This window comes from Kribbella sp. NBC_00359, assembly GCF_036097425.1.
Classification (GTDB): domain Bacteria; phylum Actinomycetota; class Actinomycetes; order Propionibacteriales; family Kribbellaceae; genus Kribbella.
This window is the reverse complement of the sequence record NZ_CP107975.1, coordinates 2,857,604-2,876,534: the sequence shown is the minus strand read 5'-3', so window position 1 is coordinate 2,876,534 and position 18,931 is coordinate 2,857,604. Positions and strand designations below refer to the sequence as shown.

The window sequence follows — 18,931 nt, the reverse complement described above, 5'->3', positions numbered from 1 at the left end:
AGGAACTCCACTAGGTAGTGATTCTTCATCGGGGGCCTCGCAACTTCCGTTCCATCGGGTGCTCGACGAACTTGTAGAGCAGCCACGAGGCGAAGATCGAGATGATCAGGACTCCGGCGTACCAGGTCAGGTTGGACCAGCCGATCGGCCCGGCCACACCGTGGTACTCCTTGATCGCGTACAGGATGGTCGCGTGGATGAGGTAGAACGCGTACGACCACTGGCCGAGTGCGACCAGCGGCTTGCTGCGCAGCAGGGACCGGCCACCGCGGGTGTCCCGGGACGCGACGGCCAGGATCAGGAAGCCGTACAGCAGCGTGAGAATTTCCTTCTGGCACAGGCCCATGGTGATCGCGAACGGCACCTTGGCCGGGTGCGAGCCGGAGTACCACAGCAGGAGCAGCCCGCCGATGGTCACCCCGAACGCGAACCAGACCGGGATCCGCGGCTTCCAGCCGGACCGCAGCGCGATCGCCAGCCCGATGCCGAACAGGAACGCGACCGAGTGCAGGATCGGTTGCGGTAGCACCGGGACGATGTCCTTGTAATGGAACAAGGCCAGTCGATAGGCCCCGCCGAGCCCGATCACCGCGACACACAGGATCAGGCCACCGGCGGTCTTCAGCGTCCGCGTGGCCCGCCAGACGAACGGGAAGTACGCGTAGAAGAACGCCTCCACCGACAACGTCCACCCTGCCGGGTTGCCGCCGTACAGAATGTCCGGGTTGTTCGACCAGCCGTGCAGCAGGAACGCCGACAGCACCAGCACGGTGATCGAGATCGGCTTGATCCACGACATCTCTTCCGGCGGGTCGACCCGGTAGAACACGAAGAAGGCCGCGAGCAGGGTGAGGAGGTACAGCGGAACGATCCGGGCGAACCGGCGCCGGTAGAAGGTCCGGATCTTCGTCCCCGGCTGGGCCGACCAGGTCAGCACGAAACCCGACAGCACGAAGAAGAACGTCACCCCGGACGTGCCGTACTTCAGGAAGCGGAAGATCGGCAGCGGCGCCAGGTTGGTCATGTGGTGGCAGAACACGAAGAACGCCGCCCACCAACGCAATCCGGTGAGCGACTCGACCCGCGGCAACCGTGCCCTGGGGGAGGCCGGCGGCGGCCCGGACTCCCCCGGGAACGCACTGACAGGCGCGCCGGGTGGCGGGGTCGCCACGTCGGCCGCCAGTGTCGGCGGCTGCTGCTGGTCTTCTTCGGCGGCCTTCGTCATGTGGTTACTCCGCTAGGGCGGCGACAACCCGGCCGGCGGCCTGGCCATCGCCATAGGGCATTGGGCGATCCCCCGCGGGAGCCGGCCGGGCAGCCAGCTCGGGCAACTTGCTCACATCTGACGTGAGGGCGTTCCAGCCGTCCTCCAGCGTCTCCACCCACTCGGTCTCGGTGCGCAGCGTCGTGCACACCCGGCCGAGCAGGAAGGCTTCCTTCTGCAGACCCCCGGAGTCGGTCACCACACCGGCCGAGCCGAGCACGGCCGCGACCATCTCCGGGTAGGCCAGCGGCTCCCGGACGTGCAGCGAACCGTCCGGACGCTCCAGCTTGATCCCATACTGCGCGCACTTGGCCACCAGCCGCGGATGCGCGAGCAGCAGCACCGGTACGCCGGCCGCGGCGAGCCCGTCGACGATCGCGGCCAGCCGGGCCGGGTCATCGGTGTTCTCGGCCCGGTGGATCGTCGAGACGACGTACTCGCCACGCTTGAACGGCAGGTCCAGCGGCTTGTCCTGCACCGCGTCGCGGACCCGGAAGCACACATCCGTCATCACGTCGCCGACCAGCCGGGCCCGGTCCTTGAGGCCCTCGTTGGCCAGGTGGTCCATCGCCACCTGGGTCGGGGCCAGCAGGATGTCGGCGGCGTGGTCGGTCAGGACCCGGTTGTGCTCCTCCGGCATCCGCCGGTTGAACGACCGCAGCCCGGCCTCCAGGTGCGCCACCGGCAGGTGCATCTTCACCGCCGACAGCGTCCCGGCCAGCGTCGAGTTGGTGTCCCCGTACACGAGCACCCAGTCCGGCTGGTGCTCGTCCAGTACGGCGTCCATCGCGGCCAGCATGGCACCGGTCTGGACCCCGTGGCTGCCGGACCCGACGCCCAGGTGGACGTCGGGGGCCGGGATGCGCAGGTCGGCGAAGAACACGTCGGACATGTTCTTGTCGTAGTGCTGCCCGGTGTGCACGATCACGTGCTGGTGGTCGGTGGCGGCGAACGCCTCCGCCACCGGGGCCAGCTTCACGAACTGCGGGCGAGCCCCGACGACACTCAGGACCTTCATGACTGGGCGGACTCCCCGGCGACCTTGATCGTGCGGTCCTCGGCGGCGGACTGGATCACGGCCTCGGCCACCTTGACGGTGGTCAGACCCTGCTGCAGCGTGACGATGTCGGCTTCCTTGCCGAGCACGGCGTCACGGAACGCCTCGTGCTCGGTGCGGAGCGGCTCCGGCTTGCTGATCGCGTACCGGATCATGTCACCCTCGCTGACACCGCGGAAGTGCGCGACATCGTCCCACGCGGTGGCGACGGTGCCGTTGGCGTGGAAGGACAGGTCGGCCGTCAGCGTGTCGGCGATGAACGCGCCCTTCTCACCGGTGACGACGGTGAGCCGCTCCTTCATCGGTGACAGCCAGTTGACCAGGTGGCTGGTCACGGTGCCGTCGGCCAGCTTGCCGGTGACCGCGATCAGGTCCTCGTACTGCCGGCCGGACTTGTGCGCGCTCTGCGCGGACACGGTGACGAACGGCGACTGGGTCACCCACGCGGTCAGGTCGATGTCGTGGGTGGCCAGGTCGAGCACCACGCCGACGTCGGCGATCCGGGACGGGAACGGGCCCTGGCGACGGGTGGTGATCTGGTAGATGTCACCCAGCTCACCGTTCTCCAGCCGCACCCGCAGCGCCTGCAGCGCCGGGTTGTACCGCTCGATGTGACCGACCGCGCCAACCACGCCCGCGGCCTCGAACGCCTTGGCGATCTCGGTCGCCTCGGCCGAGGAACCGGCCAGCGGCTTCTCGATCATCGCGTGCACGCCGGCCTCGGCCAGCGCCTTCGCGATCTCCGCGTGGTACTGGGTCGGCACCGCGACCATGCAGTAGTCGATGCCCTCGGCAATCAACTGCTCGATCGTCTCGTGCACCGGACGGCCGCCGGCCACGCCGAACTTGTCACCACCCGGGTCGGCGACGGCGACCAGGTCGACGCCGTCGAGGGAGGCCAGCACGCGGGCGTGGTGACGGCCCATCATGCCCAGGCCGATCAGGCCGGCTCGCAGGTTCGCCATCTCACGCACCAGCCTTCGCCACGGTGTTCACCGCGGCCACGATGCGGTTCAGGTCGTCCTCGGACAGCGAGGGGTGGACCGGCAGCGAGAGCACCTCGGCCGCGGCCTTCTCGGTCTCCGGCAGGTCCAGCTCACGCTTGAACGACGGCAGCCGGTGGTTCGGGATCGGGTAGTAGACGCCGCAGCCGACGCCGTACTCGGTGCGCAGCGCGTTCGCGAAGCCGTCGCGGTCCTCGGTCACCCGGATCGTGTACTGGTGGTACACGTGGGTCGCCTCGGCGGCGACCGCCGGGATGGCGACACCCTGCAGGTTCGCGTCCAGGAAGGCCGCGTTCTCCTGCCGCTGCTTGGTCCAGCCGGCCAGCTTGCCCAGCTGCACCCGGCCGATCGCGGCGTGCAGGTCGGTCATCCGGTTGTTCAGGCCGACGAGCTCGTTCTCGTACTGCTTGAGCATGCCCTGGTTGCGCAGCAGGCGCATCCGGCGCTCGATGTCGGCGTTGGCGACAGAGTTCATGCCGCCTTCACCGGACGTCATGTTCTTGGTCGGGTACAGGCTGAACATCGCGAACTCGCCGAAGGTGCCGACCTGCGCGCCGTTCCAGGTCGCGCCGTGCGCCTGCGCGGCGTCCTCGTAGATCTGGATGCCGTGCTTGTCGGCGATCGCCTGCAGGGCGGTCATGTTGGCCGGGTGACCGAACAGGTGCACCGGCATGACGGCCTTGGTCTTCTCGGTGATCGCGGCCTCGACCGCGGCCGGGTCCAGGCAGAAGTACGTCGGCTCGACATCGGCGAACACCGGGGTGGCGCCGGTCAGCGCGACGCTGTTCGCGGTCGCGGCGAAGGTGAAGGACGGAACGATGACCTCGTCACCCGGTCCGACGCCCGCGGCCAGCAGGCCGAGGTGCAGGCCTGACGTGCCCGAGTTCGTCGCGACGCACGCACGGCCGGAGACCAGCGCTGCGCCGAACTCCTGCTCGAACGCCGCCACCTCGGGGCCCTGGGCCAGCATGCCGGACTGCATGACACGGTCGACGGCCTCGCGCTCCTCCTTCCCGATGATCGGCTTCGCGGCCGGAATCGGCTGCACCATCAGTTCTCCTCCATGTCTTCACCGGCCGGCCGCAGCCGTCCGTCGGTTTCGATGTATGTCTCGCCCGTGTTCGGGCACTTCCACTCGCCGTTCCCGACGTCGAGCAGCGGCACTCCGGCCTTGCCGACCCACTTGAGCCGGCGAGCCGGAACGCCCGCGACCAGCGCGAAGTCTGGCACGTCCTTGGTGACCACCGCACCCGCGGCGACGGTGGCCCAGCGACCGATGGTGACCGGCGCCACGCAGACGCTGCGCGCCCCGAGCGAGCAACCTTCCTTCATGGTCACGCCGACCGGTTCCCAGTCGTGCCCGCTCTTCGGTGAACCGTCCGGGTTCACCGCGCGCGGGAAGTAGTCGTTGGTGAGGACCACGGCCGGTCCGATGAACACGCCGTCCTCGAGCGAGGCGGGCTCGTAGACCAGGGCGTAGTTCTGGATCTTGCAGTTGTCGCCCATCCGGACCCCGGTCCCGACATAGGCGCCGCGGCCGACGATGCAGTTCTTCCCCAGGACCGCGTTCTCGCGGATCTGGGCCAGGTGCCAGACCGACGAACCGTCGCCGATCTGGGCGCTGTCGTCGACGTCGGCCGAGGGCGCGATGCGGGACGTCACAAGATCTCCTTCGAAATGAGCCAACTGGTGAGTGCTTGGGCCGAGCGGCGTCCGTCGTGCAGCTCCGCCACGAAGCCGGGGCCGGCGACCGCCCGCTCGGCGGCGGCGTCACGATCGGCGATCAGGCCGCTCACGACATCACCCAGGGTGTCGGGATCCGCCTCCACGATCGGCACCTCTCGCCCCGTCAGACTACGCACCCGGTGGCGCACCGCGTCACCGACGTACGAAACCACGATCCGCCCGGCGGCCAGGGCTTCGGCGGCCGCCACGCCGTACAGGCCGATCCGGAGTTGGTCGACCACGATGTCGGCGTCGCCGATGACGCTCGGCATCCGGTCGTGGGCGACTCCGGTGATGCGCCGGTACTCGATCTGACCGCTCTGGTGCAGACCGGTTAGGACGGCGTCGATCTCCTCGGTGCCCTTGAGCTTCGCGTTCGACGGAACGTGCGCGATCACGGGCTTCGCGCCGGAGAACAGCGGGCGAGCGGCCTGCTGCCACGGCGCCGGGTCGATCGCGACCGGGAGCCACTGCGCGTCCGGTACGTCGTCCAGCAGGTCGACCGTGGACACGAAGACCGGAAGGCCGAGGCTGTCGATCAGCTCGGCATGGCGGCGAGCCTGCTTCTCCAGGCGCTCGGTCAGTTCGTCACCCGGGATGAACGGAGACCACTGCTCACGCTTCGCGTGCCGGCTGGGCAGGCGGATGTCGGAGCCGTGGAACAGCAGGGACACGTTGATGCCCTGGTCAAGCATCGTGGCGATGTCGGCCGCCGCGTCGGGGTAGCCGCGGGAGCCCAGGATCGGCCGCAGCGACTCGACCATCACGTGCGAGTACGACGCCAGCACGTGCTGCTCCTGTGCGCGCTGCCAGCGGGGCTGGCCGAACCACGCGAGCGGCACGCCGTAGTCGTTCTGGAACTGGAACTGGCCCTTGCGGTGCAAGGAGAACGAGACGGCGTCGACGTCCGGCAGGGTCTTGGCGGCCTGTGCCCAGGCGTGACCCTGCCCGGCGGAGTTGGTCGGTCCGACCAGCATCCGCACTCGCGTCGTCGCCACCGGCGGGAACGCCGGCAGTTGCGCGTACGAGTACCGCAAGCCCCGCAGGCGCCGCCGGACCGCTCCCGCGGTCCGGGCAAGTGGCGCCGGCAGGTGCTCGCGAATCGAACGCGTCACCGTCATCGTGTCACCCATTACCTGCCGGAGCCTTCAGCTGATCCAACTCCCGCCGCGCCGCCGGAATCCCCAGCACGACCGGCGTACTCGCCCGGCGCTGGCCCAGATTCCACCCGGCCCAGATCGCGCCCGCATCCAGCGCGACCACCACATCGGCCTTCTCGATCGTCGCCATCACATCCCGACGACTAAGCACCCGGCCCCAGTACGTCTTCCCCAGATCCTTGCTGGCCCGATTCCCCCGCAGGAACTTCACCGGCGCCGACGTCTTAATTGCCTTAGGCAACATCCGCCCAACCACCTTCCGAGCCCGCCGGTAACGCCACTGCACCGCCTTCACGACGCGCTTGGCGCCAGTAGGCCGCGGCTTCGCCGCAGCAGGCGGCGTGGTGGAAGCAGCCGCGCCAGTCGAGGTGGCGGGCGCAGCCGGGGCTGTGGAAGTCGTGGACGCCTCTGCGGTCTTCTCCTCGGCGGCAGCGGCAGAGGTGGAAGCAACCTCATCCGCCGCATCGGCAGGGACCTCAGCCGCAGCCGGTGCGACCTCGGCCTCACCGACGACCGACTCCGGCTCGGCGACCGCCTCAGGCGCGATGATCGCGTCCGGGGACTCGTCGGTGGGGTCGGCGACAGGCTCGGGTGTGGGGGCAACTGGCATCCGGCCCGGGCCGATGAGGGTGAAGGTGTGGACCTTGTCGGCGACGGGGCCGGCCGGGGCTACCCAGCCGACGACGTCGAGGGTGATCTCGGCGTTGCCGAGGTCCTCGCGAACGGTGTCGAAGTACGTGGGTGGCAACCGGCGCGTGCTGAGCAGGACGACGTTCTTCATGCCGCCACCCCCTTCACACCCGCGGCCAGCGCTTCGATCCGCGGATCCAGCTGCAGATCACGCCGGTACGACGCACCGAACTCGCGCGCCTTCGCCCGGATCCCCTCGTCGGCCGTCCGAGCAGCGTGCGCCGCCTCGGTCAGCGCCGCCGCGATCGCCTCGGGCGTCACCTCCGACACCGGGAACCAGAGCGGATGACCCCGCAGTACATCGGACGCCGCGTTCTCCGGGTCGTGCACCGACACGACCGGCAACCCGGTCGCCAGGTACTCGAACACCTTGCCGCTCGTCACGTACCGACCCTTGCCGAGCATCAGCAGCTGGACGTCGAACTCGTCGTACGCCTTGGCGATCTCCGCCTTGCCGACCGGGCCCTCGTAGCTGACCCCGTCCTCGGACGCGTTGTTGATCGTCGCGAGCATGTCCGCCCGCGGCTGCGCGTAGTACCCGAGGTAGCCGTGGATCTTCGCCTTCGCGCCGGCCAGCTCCTCCGACTGCGAGCGCGCGAGCTGCCAGCCCTCGACGAACTCGGCCAGCGGGACCTTCGGCGACACGGTCCCGACGTACCCGAAGACCAGCGGCCGGTCGGTCACCGGGCCGCGGTCGTGGGTGTCCGGCACCAGGTCGGGGTCGAAGCCGTTGGCGACGGTGTGCATCTTCGCGGCGTGCGCCGGATAGAGCTTCTCGTGCCACTCCTTGATCGGGTCGTTCACGAACCAGACCTCGCGAGCGGACTCGACCAGCTTCTTCTCCCACTTGGCGGCCCGGCTGTTCGGCTCGTGCAGCCGGTCACCGGTGAACACGTCCAGCAGCCACGCGTCCCGGTAGTCCATCACGTACTGGACGCCGTGCTTCTTGTGCAGGTGGTACGCCGCGGTGAACGCGACGTGCGGGTTCGCGGTGGCGACCGTCAGGTCGACCTTGTGCGCCTGGTGGATCCGCTCCGCGGCCTTCTCGATGATCGAGCGCCACGGGCCGTACCCGGTCTCCGGGAACGGGATCTGGTCCTGCTTGGTGCGCCACTTGCTCCACAGCTTCGGGTTGGAGGCCCGGGCCTTGGACCACTTGCGCAGGTCGGCTTCCAGGATCGGCCACTCGAACGGGACCCGGACGACCTCGATGGACGGGTCGATCCGCTCCTCGAGGGTCAGGTCGGCGCCGGTGAACCGATGGAAGGTTTCGCGGTCGGCCGTCAGCACGGTCACCTTCCAGCCGAGCGCGGCGAACCGGTTGGCCGTGGCCAGGGCCCGGTAGACACCGCCACCTCGGCAGGGCGGATAGCCCCAGGCGACGTACAGCATGTGTGGGCGGTCGGTCATGCCCTTCCTCTCAGCAGGTTCAGGCTCTCAGCAGGTTGAGAATCGCGTCGGCCAGTTCGTCGTACGGCGTGGTCGCGGGCAGGTGGTCAGCCGCCCACTGCAGCGCGTGGTCGCGCAGCTTCTCCAGCTCGCCGGGATCCGCGGACCAGCGCCGCAGGGTCTCGGACGCCTCCGCCACCGAGTCCACCAGGACTCCGCCACCGGACTCCTCGATCACCCTGGTCTGCCGCGGCAGGCGGGTGGACAGCACGGGAAGACCGCTGGCGAGGTACTCGTAGATCTTGGACGGCATCGCCTCCACGAACGCCGGCGTCGGCTGCAGCATGGCCAGGCTCGCCCAGGCGCCCTGGGTCAGCCGCCACGACTCGGCCGGTGGCTGGCGTCCGTGCAGCCGGACCCGGCCGGCCAGGTCGGCCTGCCCGATCCGGGCTTCGAGCTGGTCCCGGTCCGACGGTGCGACCGGGCCGATCAGGTCGAGCGACCAGTCCGGCGCCGCGGCGACGGTCTCGACCATGTCGAACAATCCACGGCTGGCCCGCAGGTCCCCGACGTACACCGCGCGCGGCGTCCCGGACGGCGGCGTCGGGGCCAGGAACGGGATGTACGGCAGGTTCTGCACGACCAGCCGCTGCTTCGCCTCGTGCGGGGCGAGGTGCGCGTCGGCGACGACGGTGAGGTCGGCGCCCGCGGCCAGCTTGGAGCTGGCCCGGACGATCAGCCGAGCGGGCAGGCCGGCCGGTCCCTTGGCCCAGGCGCGGTCGGCCAGCAGCCGGGTGTAGTCCTCGTGCACGTCGGCGACCATCTTGCGCCGCCGGACGGTGGTGACGAACCGGGTGATCGGGATCATGTCCGGATCGACCGTCATCACCACCTTGGCGTTGGTCCGCCACGGCAGTACGGCGGTCCGCGCCAGCCGCTGGACCAGGTTGCCCCGCGGACCGGCGTGGATGGTGGCGCCCGCAGGCCCACCGGCCGGATCGCCGAGGCCCCAGAGCTCGACGCTGAGGTCCCGGTGCTGCAGCGCCGCGGTGATCTTGTGCAGGCGCGCGTCAGCGACGTCATGGCCGGTCGTGATGATCCCCACGTCCGGCGCCGCGCTACGTGACATTGGTCAGAGATCCTCGAGAGAAACGGCTTCTGCTTCGCCGACCTGCAGGAACTTCGTGTAGGCCTGGATCACCTCGTCCGGCTCGCCCCGCATCATCAGCTTGCCCTTGTGCAGCCAGATGCAGTCGTTGCACATCTCGCGGACACTGCTCATCGCGTGGCTGACCAGGAACATGGTCCGGCTGTTCGTGACGAGTTCCGACATCTTGGCCGCGGCCTTGGTCTTGAACGACGCGTCACCGGCGGACAGCGCCTCGTCGATCAGCAGGATGTCCGGGTCCATGTGCACGGCCACGGAGAACGCGAGCCGGCTGAACATGCCGGACGAGTACGTCCGCATCGGCATCTCCATGAAGTCGCCGAGCTCGGCGAACTCGGCGATCTCCTCGTACCGCGCCTCGATCTCCTTGCGGCTCAGACCGGCCGCGAGTCCACCCAGTACGACGTTCTCCTTGCCGGACAGCGCCGCGTTGAAGCCGACGCCCAGTGACAGCAGGGTGGAGACCCGGCCGTGCACCTCGATCCGGCCCGACGTCGGCGGCAGGATGCCGGCGACCGCGCGCATCAGCGTCGACTTGCCGGCGCCGTTCGCGCCGATGATGCCGATGGTGGTGCCGTGGTCGACGTCGAAGGAGACGTTCTGGACAGCCTTGACCTCGCGGACCGCGCGCTCGCCGCGGCCGAACCGGACGATCGCGCTCTTGAAGGTGGGCACCCGCTCGAACGTGGTCCGGTAGGTGATGGACACGTCCTGCACCTTGACCGCCGGCATACCCGACGTGCTCTTCTGCATCGGCTTCTTCTCGGTCTCAGAGACGGACAACGAACTCACGCTCCCTAGACATGAAGAACAACGAGCCCACCAGGAAGGCGAGGACGGCCCAGAACCCGGCACCGGCCCACATCTGCCACTTCGGGATGTCACCGCGCACCAGGAGGTCGGTCCAGCCGCCCAGCAGCGGGTACAGCGGGTTGTACTGAATGAAGCCCTTGAACTTGGCCGGGGCCTGCTCGGCGAACCAGAGCACCGGCGACATGTAGAGCCAGATCCGCACGAAGTACGGCAGGAAGCTCGTGGTGTCGCGGAAGTACACCTGCAGGGCGGCGAAGATCATGCCCATGCCGGCGGCGAAGATCGTCAGCATGATCAGGAAGGCCGGGGCCAGCAGCATCGGCCAGCGCAGCGGCTGACGCATCGCCAGGTGGATGCCGAAGTACACGACCAGGGTCGGCAGGAACCGGTGGAATGCTGTCCGCACCGCGGACAGCGGCAGCAGCATCCGCGGGAACGACTGGTTCATCAGTAGCTTGCCGCCACCGACCACGCTGGCCGCACCGGCGGTCATCGCACCGGAGAAGTAGTAGAAGGCGAACAGGCCGCCACACATGTGGGCGAACCGCTCCGCGGCACCGACCCTCGAGGCACCGCCGGCGATGATGTCGGTCAGCAGGTAGTACACCAAGGCGAGCAGCAGCGGGTTCAGGACCAGCCACACCTGTCCGAAGAAGGTGTTGGTGTTGGCCGCCCGGATGTTCGTCCGGGACATCTCGGCCGCGAACTCCCGGCGCTGCCACAGTGCCTTGAAGTAAGGACGCAGCGCCGGTAGGCCGACCTTGTGCGGTTCGTACACGTGCACCGACGGGTTGAACTCCTCGTCGACGCTAGTCGCGTTCATTCAGGCGACGCCTCTCTCTGCCGGAAGTCGAGTCTCTGTGGCCGATCACCTGGGTTTCGGCGGTTGCCGCCCGGTACGACGGCGGGCCACGCAGACCGGGAAGCAGAGTAGCGGATCCGCTCACACGCCGACGACACAGTGGTCCTCCATAGTGAGCAACGACGTACAGACGGCTACCAAACGTCGCACGCCACTATGCCCACAACGCCAGAGTCGTCCTCCGTCGATCGTTATCCGGAATATACATTTGACAACCATCGACGGCCAAAACGCCTTCCAGCGCAACGGAAACGGCGCAGCGACCATGGTCACCGTCCGCCGGGGCGAACAACAGCGCACAAGGTCAAATCGCGGTCAATTCACCAGTACGACGCTACCCGCACCCAGGAAGTTGTCGTGACATGCCCCACCCGGCCCCATGGCCCGGTCATGGGGCCGCTCGACCTGGACTGAGGAGCGCAGGGAGCCCGGTCATGGGGCCTCCCGGCCTGGACTGAGGAGCGCAGGGAGCGAAGTGACTGGAGCGACGAGGGAAGGCCGGGAGTCACAGCCCCAGGACCCGCCGCGCCGGAGGCGTGGCTAAAAGCACAGCGACCGGAGCGACGAGGGAAGGTCGGGCGTAAAGCCCCATGACCGCGCCGAGCCGGAGGCGAGGCCAAAAACACAGTGGGGCCCCAGGAGGTGCTTCCTGGCCGGGGCGAGCCGGGCGGCGGACCTGTTTGTCCCCGCTCCCCATGGACAGCCTCACCATCCACGGAGCTCCGCTCGGCACCTCCTGGGGCCTCACACGCGATCCAGGGACCCGTCCGCGGTGGGCGGAGGCGGAGCGGGCACGCGCCGGATCGGCCGGCACGATGACCAGGGCGGCGGTCATCGCACCTTGGGCTCGTCCCCAGACGTGCTGCGATCGCCGACAGGTGCGCGCAGCAGATGTGGGGACGGGCCCGAGGCCGGTGGAAGGCAGCGCGGCCCGGCATCCCTGCAAAGATGCCAGGGCGGGTGCGCTGGGGACGGCAGCATCGATGCGAACCGCGGAACAGGGCGGAACCGGTCGCATCGGGCTCTCCTCCTCATCGGCCTCACGATGGAGATGCACAGTTTGTACACCCTCCAGCACAGCCGGTGATGGCACGGGAGTGCGAGGGCACCGATGCGCCGGGATCGAGACCCAACCGAAACGGGCTCCGCTGACGTAGCAGCGAACTCAGGCCAGAATTGGAACAGCAGCCCGGCGGCGCTCAGGTGGTCCGTCGCCGGGCTGCTGGACCTCAATTCTCGCTCACAACTGCGCGGAAATGGTGGCCAGATGGTGACACGGCACAAGAATGCTGACAGGACAACAAATATCGCTAGGCGCATTCACGACGACACGGACAGTGCGATCGGCGCTGGATCGGCCGTCTTATTCTGGAGGGACGGTTGCCGACGGTGACAGCATTCGGAAGGGAGGGGAGAGTTGTGAGCACAACGGACACGGAGCGTGCCGACCATCTCAAGGTGCTCGGACTCACTGACGACGAGATCAAGGTCTACCAGCACCTGCTGCGGACCGGTCCGTCGTCGATCACCGAACTGGACGAGGCGGTCCCCGATCGGTCGGCGAGCATCGATTCGACGCTCGGCGGGCTGGTCCAGGCGGGCCTGGCCCGGCGGTCCGGATCGGACCGCTCCCGCTTCCTGCCGGTGCCCCCCGACGCCGGTCTGGAGGCAATGACGCTGCGGCGCGAGTCGGAGCTGAAGCAGGCCCGGATCGAGGTCCTGAACGCGTACGACGAGTTCCGCCGGACCGTGCACAACGAGTCGACCACGCACCTGATCGAGGTGGTCACCGGCAGCGCGATCATCGAGCGGATCCACCAGATCAAGGGCGGCGCGCAGCGGGAGATCCTGGCCATCGACTCCCCGCCGTACTACATCGGCGGCCCGAACCAGGAGGAGATCGAGCACCTCAAGCGCGGTGTCTCGTACCGGGTCGTGTACTCGCCCGAATCGGTCGAGGTGCCCGGGTATCTGACCGAGAACATCCTCCCGTGCGTGGAGGCCGGTGAGCAGGCCCGGGTGCTGCCCGACGTACCGGCGAAGCTGACCATCATCGACGGGTCGATCGCATTCGTGTCGATGTCGGTGCGCGACACCGATGTGAACCGGTCGCTGCTGATCATCCGGCCGAGCAGCCTGCTGACCGCGTTGATCGGCATGTTCGAGCTCTGCTGGCGCAACGCGTTGCCGCTGCACGCCTCGGTCGGCACCGAGGACGACCGGCTCGAACCGATCGAGCGCCGGCTGCTGGCCCTGCTCGCGACCGGCGCCGCGGACGACACCATCGCCCGCACGCTGGGCATCAGCCGGCGGACGTTCTTCCGCTATCTCGAGCGGCTGATGAACCGCACCGGCGCCAGCACCCGCTTCCAGCTCGCACTGCACGCCGCGCGGGAGAACTGGTTGTAGACAAACAAAGGGCTCCCACCTGGGAGCCCTTTGTTTGTTGACGATTCAGGCCTTGGCGGCGGTCAACTCCTTCGCGACGACCTCGGCGATCTGGGCCGTGTTCAGGGCCGCGCCCTTGCGCAGGTTGTCGCCGCAGACGAACAGCTCGAGCGCGTTCGGGTCGTCCAGCGACTTGCGGATCCGGCCGACCCAGGTCGGGTCGGTGCCGACCACGTCGGCCGGCGTCGGGAACTCACCTTCGGCCGGGTTGTCGAACAGCAGCACGCCCGGGGCGTCCCGCAGTACCTCCCGGGCGCCGTCGGCGTCCACCTCCTGGACGAACCGCGCGTGCACCGACAACGAGTGCGTGGTGATGACCGGGACGCGGACACAGGTCGCGGAGACCTTCAGATTCGGCAGCCCGAGGATCTTGCGCGACTCGTTGCGGACCTTCAGCTCCTCCGACGACCAGCCGTCGTCCTTCAGCGAGCCGGCCCACGGTACGACGTTCAGCGCCAGCGGGGCCGGGAACGGGCCGAGATCGTTGCCGATCACCCGGCGGACGTCGCCCGGCGTGGTGCCGAGGTCGCGATTGCCGGCCACCTTCGTCAGCTGGTCGTAGAGCGCGTCGATGCCGTCCTGACCTGCCCCGGAGGCGGCCTGGTACGACGCGACCACGAGCTGCTCGAGCTCGTAGCGGTGGTGCAGCGCACCCATCGCGACGATCATCGACAGCGTCGTGCAGTTGGGGTTGGAGATGATGCCCTTCGGCCGGTTCCGGGCCGCTTCGGCGTTCACCTCGGGCACCACCAGCGGGACGTCCGGGTCCATCCGGAACGCGCCGGAGTTGTCCACCACGACGGCGCCCTTGGCGGCCGCGATCGGCGCCCAGTGTGCGGACACGTCGTCCGGTACGTCGAACATCGCCACGTCGATGCCGTCGAAGACGTCCTCGCTGATCGCGACGACCTCGACCTCCTCGCCGCGGACCTTCAGCCGTTTGCCCGCGGAGCGCTCGGACGCGATCAGCCGGATCTCTCCCCAGACGTTCTCCCGGGTCGAGAGCAGGGCCAGCATCACCGACCCGACGGCGCCGGTCGCCCCGACCACCGCCAGCGAGGGCAGGCCCGCCCGGTCTTCGGTCTCGTGGTCCAATGCGCTCACAGGTGTCACCGTCCAGTTCCTCCGTACACGACAGCTTGGGTGTGCTCGTCGTCCAGGTCGAATGCAGTGTGCGCCGCTGTGACGGCTGCGTCTACAAGGTCCTCGTCGATCACCACCGAGATCCTGATCTCCGAGGTCGAGATCATCTCGATGTTCACGCCGGCGTCGGCGAGCGCGGAGAAGAATTTCGCCGACACGCCCGGGTGCGAGCGCATGCCGACGCCGATCACCGACACCTTGCCGATCTGGTCGTCGTACAGCAACTGCTCGTAGCCGACCTCGTCCTTCATCCTGGCCAGCGCGGACATCGCCCGGGCGCCGTCGGCGCGGGGCAGCGTGAAGGAGATGTCGGTCCGGTTGGTGGCGACCGCGGAGACGTTCTGCACGATCATGTCGATGTTCGTCTCGGCGCCGGCGACCGTCTCGAAGATCCGGGCGGCCTCACCGGGTTTGTCCGGTACGCCGACCACGGTGATCTTGGCCTCTTTGGTGTCCTGGGCCACGCCGGTGATGATCGCCTGTTCCATCTGATCCAGTTCCTTTGCATCGACGACCCAGGTGCCTTCCTTCTGCGAGAAGGAGGAGCGCACGTGGACAGGGACGTTGTAGCGCCGCGCGTACTCCACGCAGCGCAGGTGCAGCACCTTGGCGCCGCAGGCGGCCATCTCGAGCATCTCCTCGTAGGAGATCTTCGGGATCTGCTTGGCGGCCGGCACGATCCGCGGGTCCGCGGTGAAGATGCCGTCCACGTCGGTGTAGATCTCGCAGTAGTCCGCCTCCAGCGCGGCGGCCAGCGCGACCGCGGTGGTGTCGGACGCGCCGCGGCCCATCGTGGTGATGTCCTTGGTGTCCTGGGCGACGCCCTGGAAACCGGCCACGATCGCGATGTGGCCCTCGCCCAGCGCTCCCTCGATCCGGCCCGGCGTGATGTCGATGATGCGCGCGTTGCCGTGCGCGGAGGTGGTGATCACGCCGGCCTGCGAGCCGGTGAAGCTCCGCGCTTCGTAGCCCAGGTTCGCGATTGCCATCGCCAGCAGCGCGGCTGAGATCCGCTCACCCGAGGTGAGCAGCATGTCCAGCTCGCGCGGCGGGGGCAGCGGAGAAACCTGCTGGGCCAGGTCCATCAATTCGTCGGTGGTGTCGCCCATGGCGGAGATGACCACCACCACGTCGTTCCCGGCCTTCTTCGTCGCGACGATCCGTTGGGCCACGCGCTTGATGCCATCGGCGTCGGCGACCGAAGAACCGCCGTACTTGTGTACGACGCGTCCCACAGCTGACTCTCCTCAAACCACTGGTTGCGGTACGCCGTGCGGCGTTGCACCAGGCGTAGTCGTTTCGGGGTCATTCTAGCCGTGACCTGCTCGTTGCCTACCGGCTGACCAGCACCTGGGCGCACAGCACCCGATACCCTCCCACCCCACCGCCCCGGTCGTCCGGCCGATCCGGACGCCGCCGGAAGGTTCCACGGCGACGCTCCGTACGGGCCGGAAACCGTCCGGCCGGACAAGGCTCTTGTTCATATAAGTCATCACTGAAATACTGTGAACGTGCACGCGTTCGACATTCTCGGCGACCCGGTCCGGCGCCGGATCCTGGAATTGCTGGCCGACGGCGAGCTGCCGGCCGGCAGTATCGCGGCGGCGATCGGCGACGAGTTCGGCATCAGCCAGCCGGCCGTCTCCCAGCATCTGCGGGTGCTGCGCGACAACGGGTTCGCGACCGTCACCGTGGACGGCACCCGGCGGCTGTACGCCGTCGACCCCGGCCCCCTGCGCGAGATCGACACCTGGCTGGACCGGTACCGCAAGTTCTGGATCAACCGCCTGGATGCCCTGGAGACCGAGATCCATCGCGGCCGCCGGAAGAATTCCGTCGACTGACGTGTCGATCCGGCCACCGGCCGGTCGACGCCTCGGTGAAAGGCAACCGATCCCGAGGAGTCACCATGCGCAACATCATCGCCGGTCTGTTCATCTCGCTCGACGGAGTCGCCGAGGCGCCGGGCACCTGGCACTTCCCGTACTTCAACGACGAGATGGGCGGCGCGGTCGAGGCGATCTGGTCGCGGTCCGACACCATGCTGCTGGGACGCAAGTCGTGGCAGGAGTTCGCGTCGTACTGGCCCGAGCACCCGGAGGCCGACGGCGCCGACGTGATGAACGGCACACCGAAGCTGGTCGTCTCGAACACGCTCGACCAGGTCGACGCCTGGCAGAACTCGTCGCTCCTGAAGGGCGACCCGATCGAGGCCCTGACCGAACTGAAGCAGGGACCGGGCCGCGACATCAGCATCAGCGGCAGCCTGATGCTGACCCGCTCGCTGCTGCGCGCCAAGCTGATCGACGAACTGCACCTGCTGATCCACCCGATCGCGCTCGGTTCCGGCGCCCGCCTCTTCGACGGCGGCGAGCACATCCCGCTCGAGCTGGTTTCCTGTACGCCGTTCTCCACCGGCGTGCTGCACACCGTGTACCGATCGGCCTAAACATTCGCCGCCGCCGTTGCATCTGAGTTGGTAAGGAGACTCAGAGGAGCGGTAGAGATGCGCAACATCGTGGCCCGACTGTGCATGTCGGAGGACGGCATCGTCGACCGGCCGGAGCAATGGCTCCCCGACGCCGGCCAGGCGCTCGACCAACTGGTGACCGGTGCGGAAACGGTCCTGCTCGGCCGGAAGACGTTCGAGCAGTACGCCGGTTCCGTCACCGGGCTGGATCTCGCGCGCAAGCTCGTCATCGCGTCCCGGCCGGTGCTTGCGCGGCGGGACACCGAAGTATTGCAAGGTGATCCGCGCCGGGTGCTGACGGCGCTGAAGGAGGTGCCCGGCGACGACCTTCACGTCGTCGGCAGTCTGGCGCTGGTCCGTTCGCTGCTGCGATGGAAGTTGATCGACGAGGTGTCGCTCCTGATCCACCCGGTGGCCGCGGGCCGCGGCACGTTGCTCGATCGCCGTACTCTGCGGCTGATCTCGATGTGCGCCCGCAATGGCGGCGTACTGGAGGCCAGCTACCGCGTGCTCTACGCGGTGACCGCGGCGCCTTCGAGGTCGGCGGACTCGGCCGGGCGATGGGGCGGTACGCCCAGCACGGACACGGTCGCGACGAGCGCGAGGCCGGCCATCAGGACCCACGCGTAGCGAACACCGAACGACTCGACCAACGCACCCGCGATCGCGGAGCCGGCCGCCGAGCCGATCATCCCGCCGCTCAGCATCCAGCCGAAGATCTCTGTCCGCGCAGCGGCCGGAGTCAGGACGCCGAGCCGCTCATAGATCGCGCCGATCGTCGGCGCGATCAGAGCGCCGGCCGCGAACATCATCACCGACAGCGCCACCACGGACGCGGTGGCGAAAACGCAGCCGACGACCAGGACCGTCATCGCGAGCATCCGTCGCCAGACGTGCGACTCGCGCCGCCCGGGCAGCGCACCGCCGACCAGGCCGCCGGTCAGACTGCCGAGCGCGGCCACCATCTCGAGGACGCCGGCGATCAGCCGGTTCCCGTGCTCGTCGGCGAACGCGACGATGCCGAGCGACATCGCCGCGAAACCCGTGACCATGCAGGCGAAAGCGAACAGCAGCGCGAACCGATGCCGATGGATGAGCAACTCGCGCACGGTCGGCCGGACCCCGCCGTCCTCCTCGTGGATCGCCCGCGGCTGCTGCTTGAGACCGAACCACCAGATCGCCCCGGCCGCGGTCGCGGCGCAGCCCAGCAGGCCTGCCCGCGGGCTGGCGAAGCTGACCACCAGCGCGCCGAGCATCGGACCGATGACGAAGAGGAGTTCCTGGGCGGTCGCGTCCAGCGCATAGATCGCCCGCAACCGCGCACCGTGCACAAGTCGCGGCCAGCTCGCCCGCAGGGCCGAGGTCACCGGCGCGACGAACATGCCGGCCAGCGCGGCCGCCACGGGCAGCACCCGATACCAGGTGTACGGCAGCATGGCGACGACCGCCATCAACAGGCCCCACGTCATCCCGGTGGCGATCAGGACCTTGCGTGCGCCTCGACGATCCGCGCGCCGCGACCACACCACGCTCGCGACCGCCATACCGACCGCGTAGGCACCGGCCACCACACCGGCCCAGCCGAAGTTGCCGGCCGCATCCTTCGCCAGGAACGACAGCGGCACCATCGTCGCCATCACCGGCAGCCGCGCGATCAGAGCCGAGGCCAACAGCGCCATCACGCCGTGGGTCTTCCAGAGATCGCGGTACGACGTCAGGTCCATGGGCTGCATTGTGT

General features: G+C 68.5%; 18 protein-coding genes. 4 read left to right on the top strand and 14 right to left on the bottom strand.

Annotated elements, in window-relative coordinates; genetic code table 11:
• Positions 1-25: 25 nt before the first annotated feature.
• Genes OG876_RS14160 through OG876_RS14110 form a run of 11 tightly spaced genes read right to left on the bottom strand, consistent with a single transcriptional unit; the run spans position 26 to position 11,093 of the window.
• Positions 26-1,225 carry an acyltransferase family protein gene (locus OG876_RS14160; RefSeq protein ID WP_328525303.1) on the bottom strand — a complete coding sequence of 400 codons (1,200 nt, stop codon included), beginning with the start codon at positions 1,223-1,225 and terminating at the stop codon, positions 26-28.
• Positions 1,226-1,229: 4 nt separating this feature from the next.
• A complete protein-coding gene (gene wecB / locus OG876_RS14155; protein WP_328525302.1) occupies positions 1,230-2,282 on the bottom strand; it encodes a non-hydrolyzing UDP-N-acetylglucosamine 2-epimerase in 1,053 nt (350 codons plus the stop codon).
• The gene (locus tag OG876_RS14150) at positions 2,279-3,286 is read right to left on the bottom strand and encodes a Gfo/Idh/MocA family protein (RefSeq protein WP_328525301.1); all 1,008 of its coding nucleotides are present in this window, start codon (positions 3,284-3,286) and stop codon (positions 2,279-2,281) included. The genes wecB and OG876_RS14150 overlap by 4 nt, the downstream gene beginning before the upstream one ends.
• Position 3,287: 1 nt before the next feature.
• A complete protein-coding gene (locus OG876_RS14145) occupies positions 3,288-4,379 on the bottom strand; it encodes a DegT/DnrJ/EryC1/StrS family aminotransferase (RefSeq protein WP_328526904.1) in 1,092 nt (363 codons plus the stop codon).
• Complete coding sequence (locus OG876_RS14140; protein ID WP_405070585.1) at positions 4,376-4,987, bottom strand: acyltransferase; 612 nt, start codon at positions 4,985-4,987, stop codon at positions 4,376-4,378. Before OG876_RS14140 ends, OG876_RS14145 begins: the two co-directional genes overlap by 4 nt.
• Positions 4,984-6,171, bottom strand: a complete 1,188-nt coding sequence (locus OG876_RS14135) for a hypothetical protein (RefSeq protein WP_328525299.1) — start codon at positions 6,169-6,171, stop codon at positions 4,984-4,986. The genes OG876_RS14140 and OG876_RS14135 overlap by 4 nt, the downstream gene beginning before the upstream one ends.
• A 4-nt stretch (positions 6,172-6,175) precedes the next feature.
• A complete protein-coding gene (locus OG876_RS14130; protein ID WP_328525298.1) occupies positions 6,176-6,991 on the bottom strand; it encodes a hypothetical protein in 816 nt (271 codons plus the stop codon).
• Entirely contained in the window at positions 6,988-8,310 is a 1,323-nt protein-coding gene (locus OG876_RS14125; protein ID WP_328525297.1) for a glycosyltransferase, read from the bottom strand. The genes OG876_RS14130 and OG876_RS14125 overlap by 4 nt, the downstream gene beginning before the upstream one ends.
• 19 nt (positions 8,311-8,329) lie before the next feature.
• Positions 8,330-9,418: a glycosyltransferase gene (locus tag OG876_RS14120; protein ID WP_328525296.1), complete on the bottom strand. Its 1,089-nt coding sequence runs from the start codon at positions 9,416-9,418 to the stop codon at positions 8,330-8,332.
• Positions 9,419-9,421: 3 nt separating this feature from the next.
• The gene (locus OG876_RS14115) at positions 9,422-10,240 is read right to left on the bottom strand and encodes an ABC transporter ATP-binding protein (RefSeq protein ID WP_328525295.1); all 819 of its coding nucleotides are present in this window, start codon (positions 10,238-10,240) and stop codon (positions 9,422-9,424) included.
• On the bottom strand, positions 10,227-11,093 hold the full coding sequence (locus tag OG876_RS14110) for an ABC transporter permease (protein WP_328525294.1): 867 nt from the start codon (positions 11,091-11,093) through the stop codon (positions 10,227-10,229). Before OG876_RS14110 ends, OG876_RS14115 begins: the two co-directional genes overlap by 14 nt.
• A 1,458-nt stretch (positions 11,094-12,551) precedes the next feature.
• Between OG876_RS14110 and OG876_RS14105 the strand changes: the two genes are divergently transcribed.
• A complete protein-coding gene (locus OG876_RS14105; RefSeq protein WP_328525293.1) occupies positions 12,552-13,541 on the top strand; it encodes a helix-turn-helix domain-containing protein in 990 nt (329 codons plus the stop codon).
• A 45-nt stretch (positions 13,542-13,586) separates the two neighbouring features.
• Here the strand turns inward: OG876_RS14105 and OG876_RS14100 are convergent, their stop codons facing one another.
• Both OG876_RS14100 and OG876_RS14095 read right to left on the bottom strand, forming a co-directional pair.
• A complete protein-coding gene (locus tag OG876_RS14100) occupies positions 13,587-14,684 on the bottom strand; it encodes an aspartate-semialdehyde dehydrogenase (RefSeq protein WP_328525292.1) in 1,098 nt (365 codons plus the stop codon).
• A 5-nt stretch (positions 14,685-14,689) separates the two neighbouring features.
• The gene (locus tag OG876_RS14095) at positions 14,690-15,958 is read right to left on the bottom strand and encodes an aspartate kinase (protein ID WP_328525291.1); all 1,269 of its coding nucleotides are present in this window, start codon (positions 15,956-15,958) and stop codon (positions 14,690-14,692) included.
• 276 nt (positions 15,959-16,234) lie between these two features.
• Between OG876_RS14095 and OG876_RS14090 the strand changes: the two genes are divergently transcribed.
• The 3 genes from OG876_RS14090 to OG876_RS14080 all read left to right on the top strand — a co-directional run bounded on the left by OG876_RS14090 (position 16,235) and on the right by OG876_RS14080 (position 17,823).
• The gene (locus tag OG876_RS14090) at positions 16,235-16,567 is read left to right on the top strand and encodes an ArsR/SmtB family transcription factor (RefSeq protein WP_328525290.1); all 333 of its coding nucleotides are present in this window, start codon (positions 16,235-16,237) and stop codon (positions 16,565-16,567) included.
• 65 nt (positions 16,568-16,632) lie between these two features.
• Complete coding sequence (locus OG876_RS14085) at positions 16,633-17,172, top strand: dihydrofolate reductase family protein (RefSeq protein ID WP_328525289.1); 540 nt, start codon at positions 16,633-16,635, stop codon at positions 17,170-17,172.
• A 57-nt stretch (positions 17,173-17,229) separates the two neighbouring features.
• Complete coding sequence (locus tag OG876_RS14080) at positions 17,230-17,823, top strand: dihydrofolate reductase family protein (RefSeq protein ID WP_328525288.1); 594 nt, start codon at positions 17,230-17,232, stop codon at positions 17,821-17,823.
• Here OG876_RS14080 and OG876_RS14075 read toward each other — a convergent pair.
• Positions 17,706-18,917 (bottom strand): MFS transporter, encoded by a 1,212-nt coding sequence (locus OG876_RS14075; RefSeq protein ID WP_328525287.1) that lies wholly within the window; start codon positions 18,915-18,917, stop codon positions 17,706-17,708. The genes OG876_RS14080 and OG876_RS14075 overlap by 118 nt on opposite strands.
• Positions 18,918-18,931: the final 14 nt, after the last annotated feature.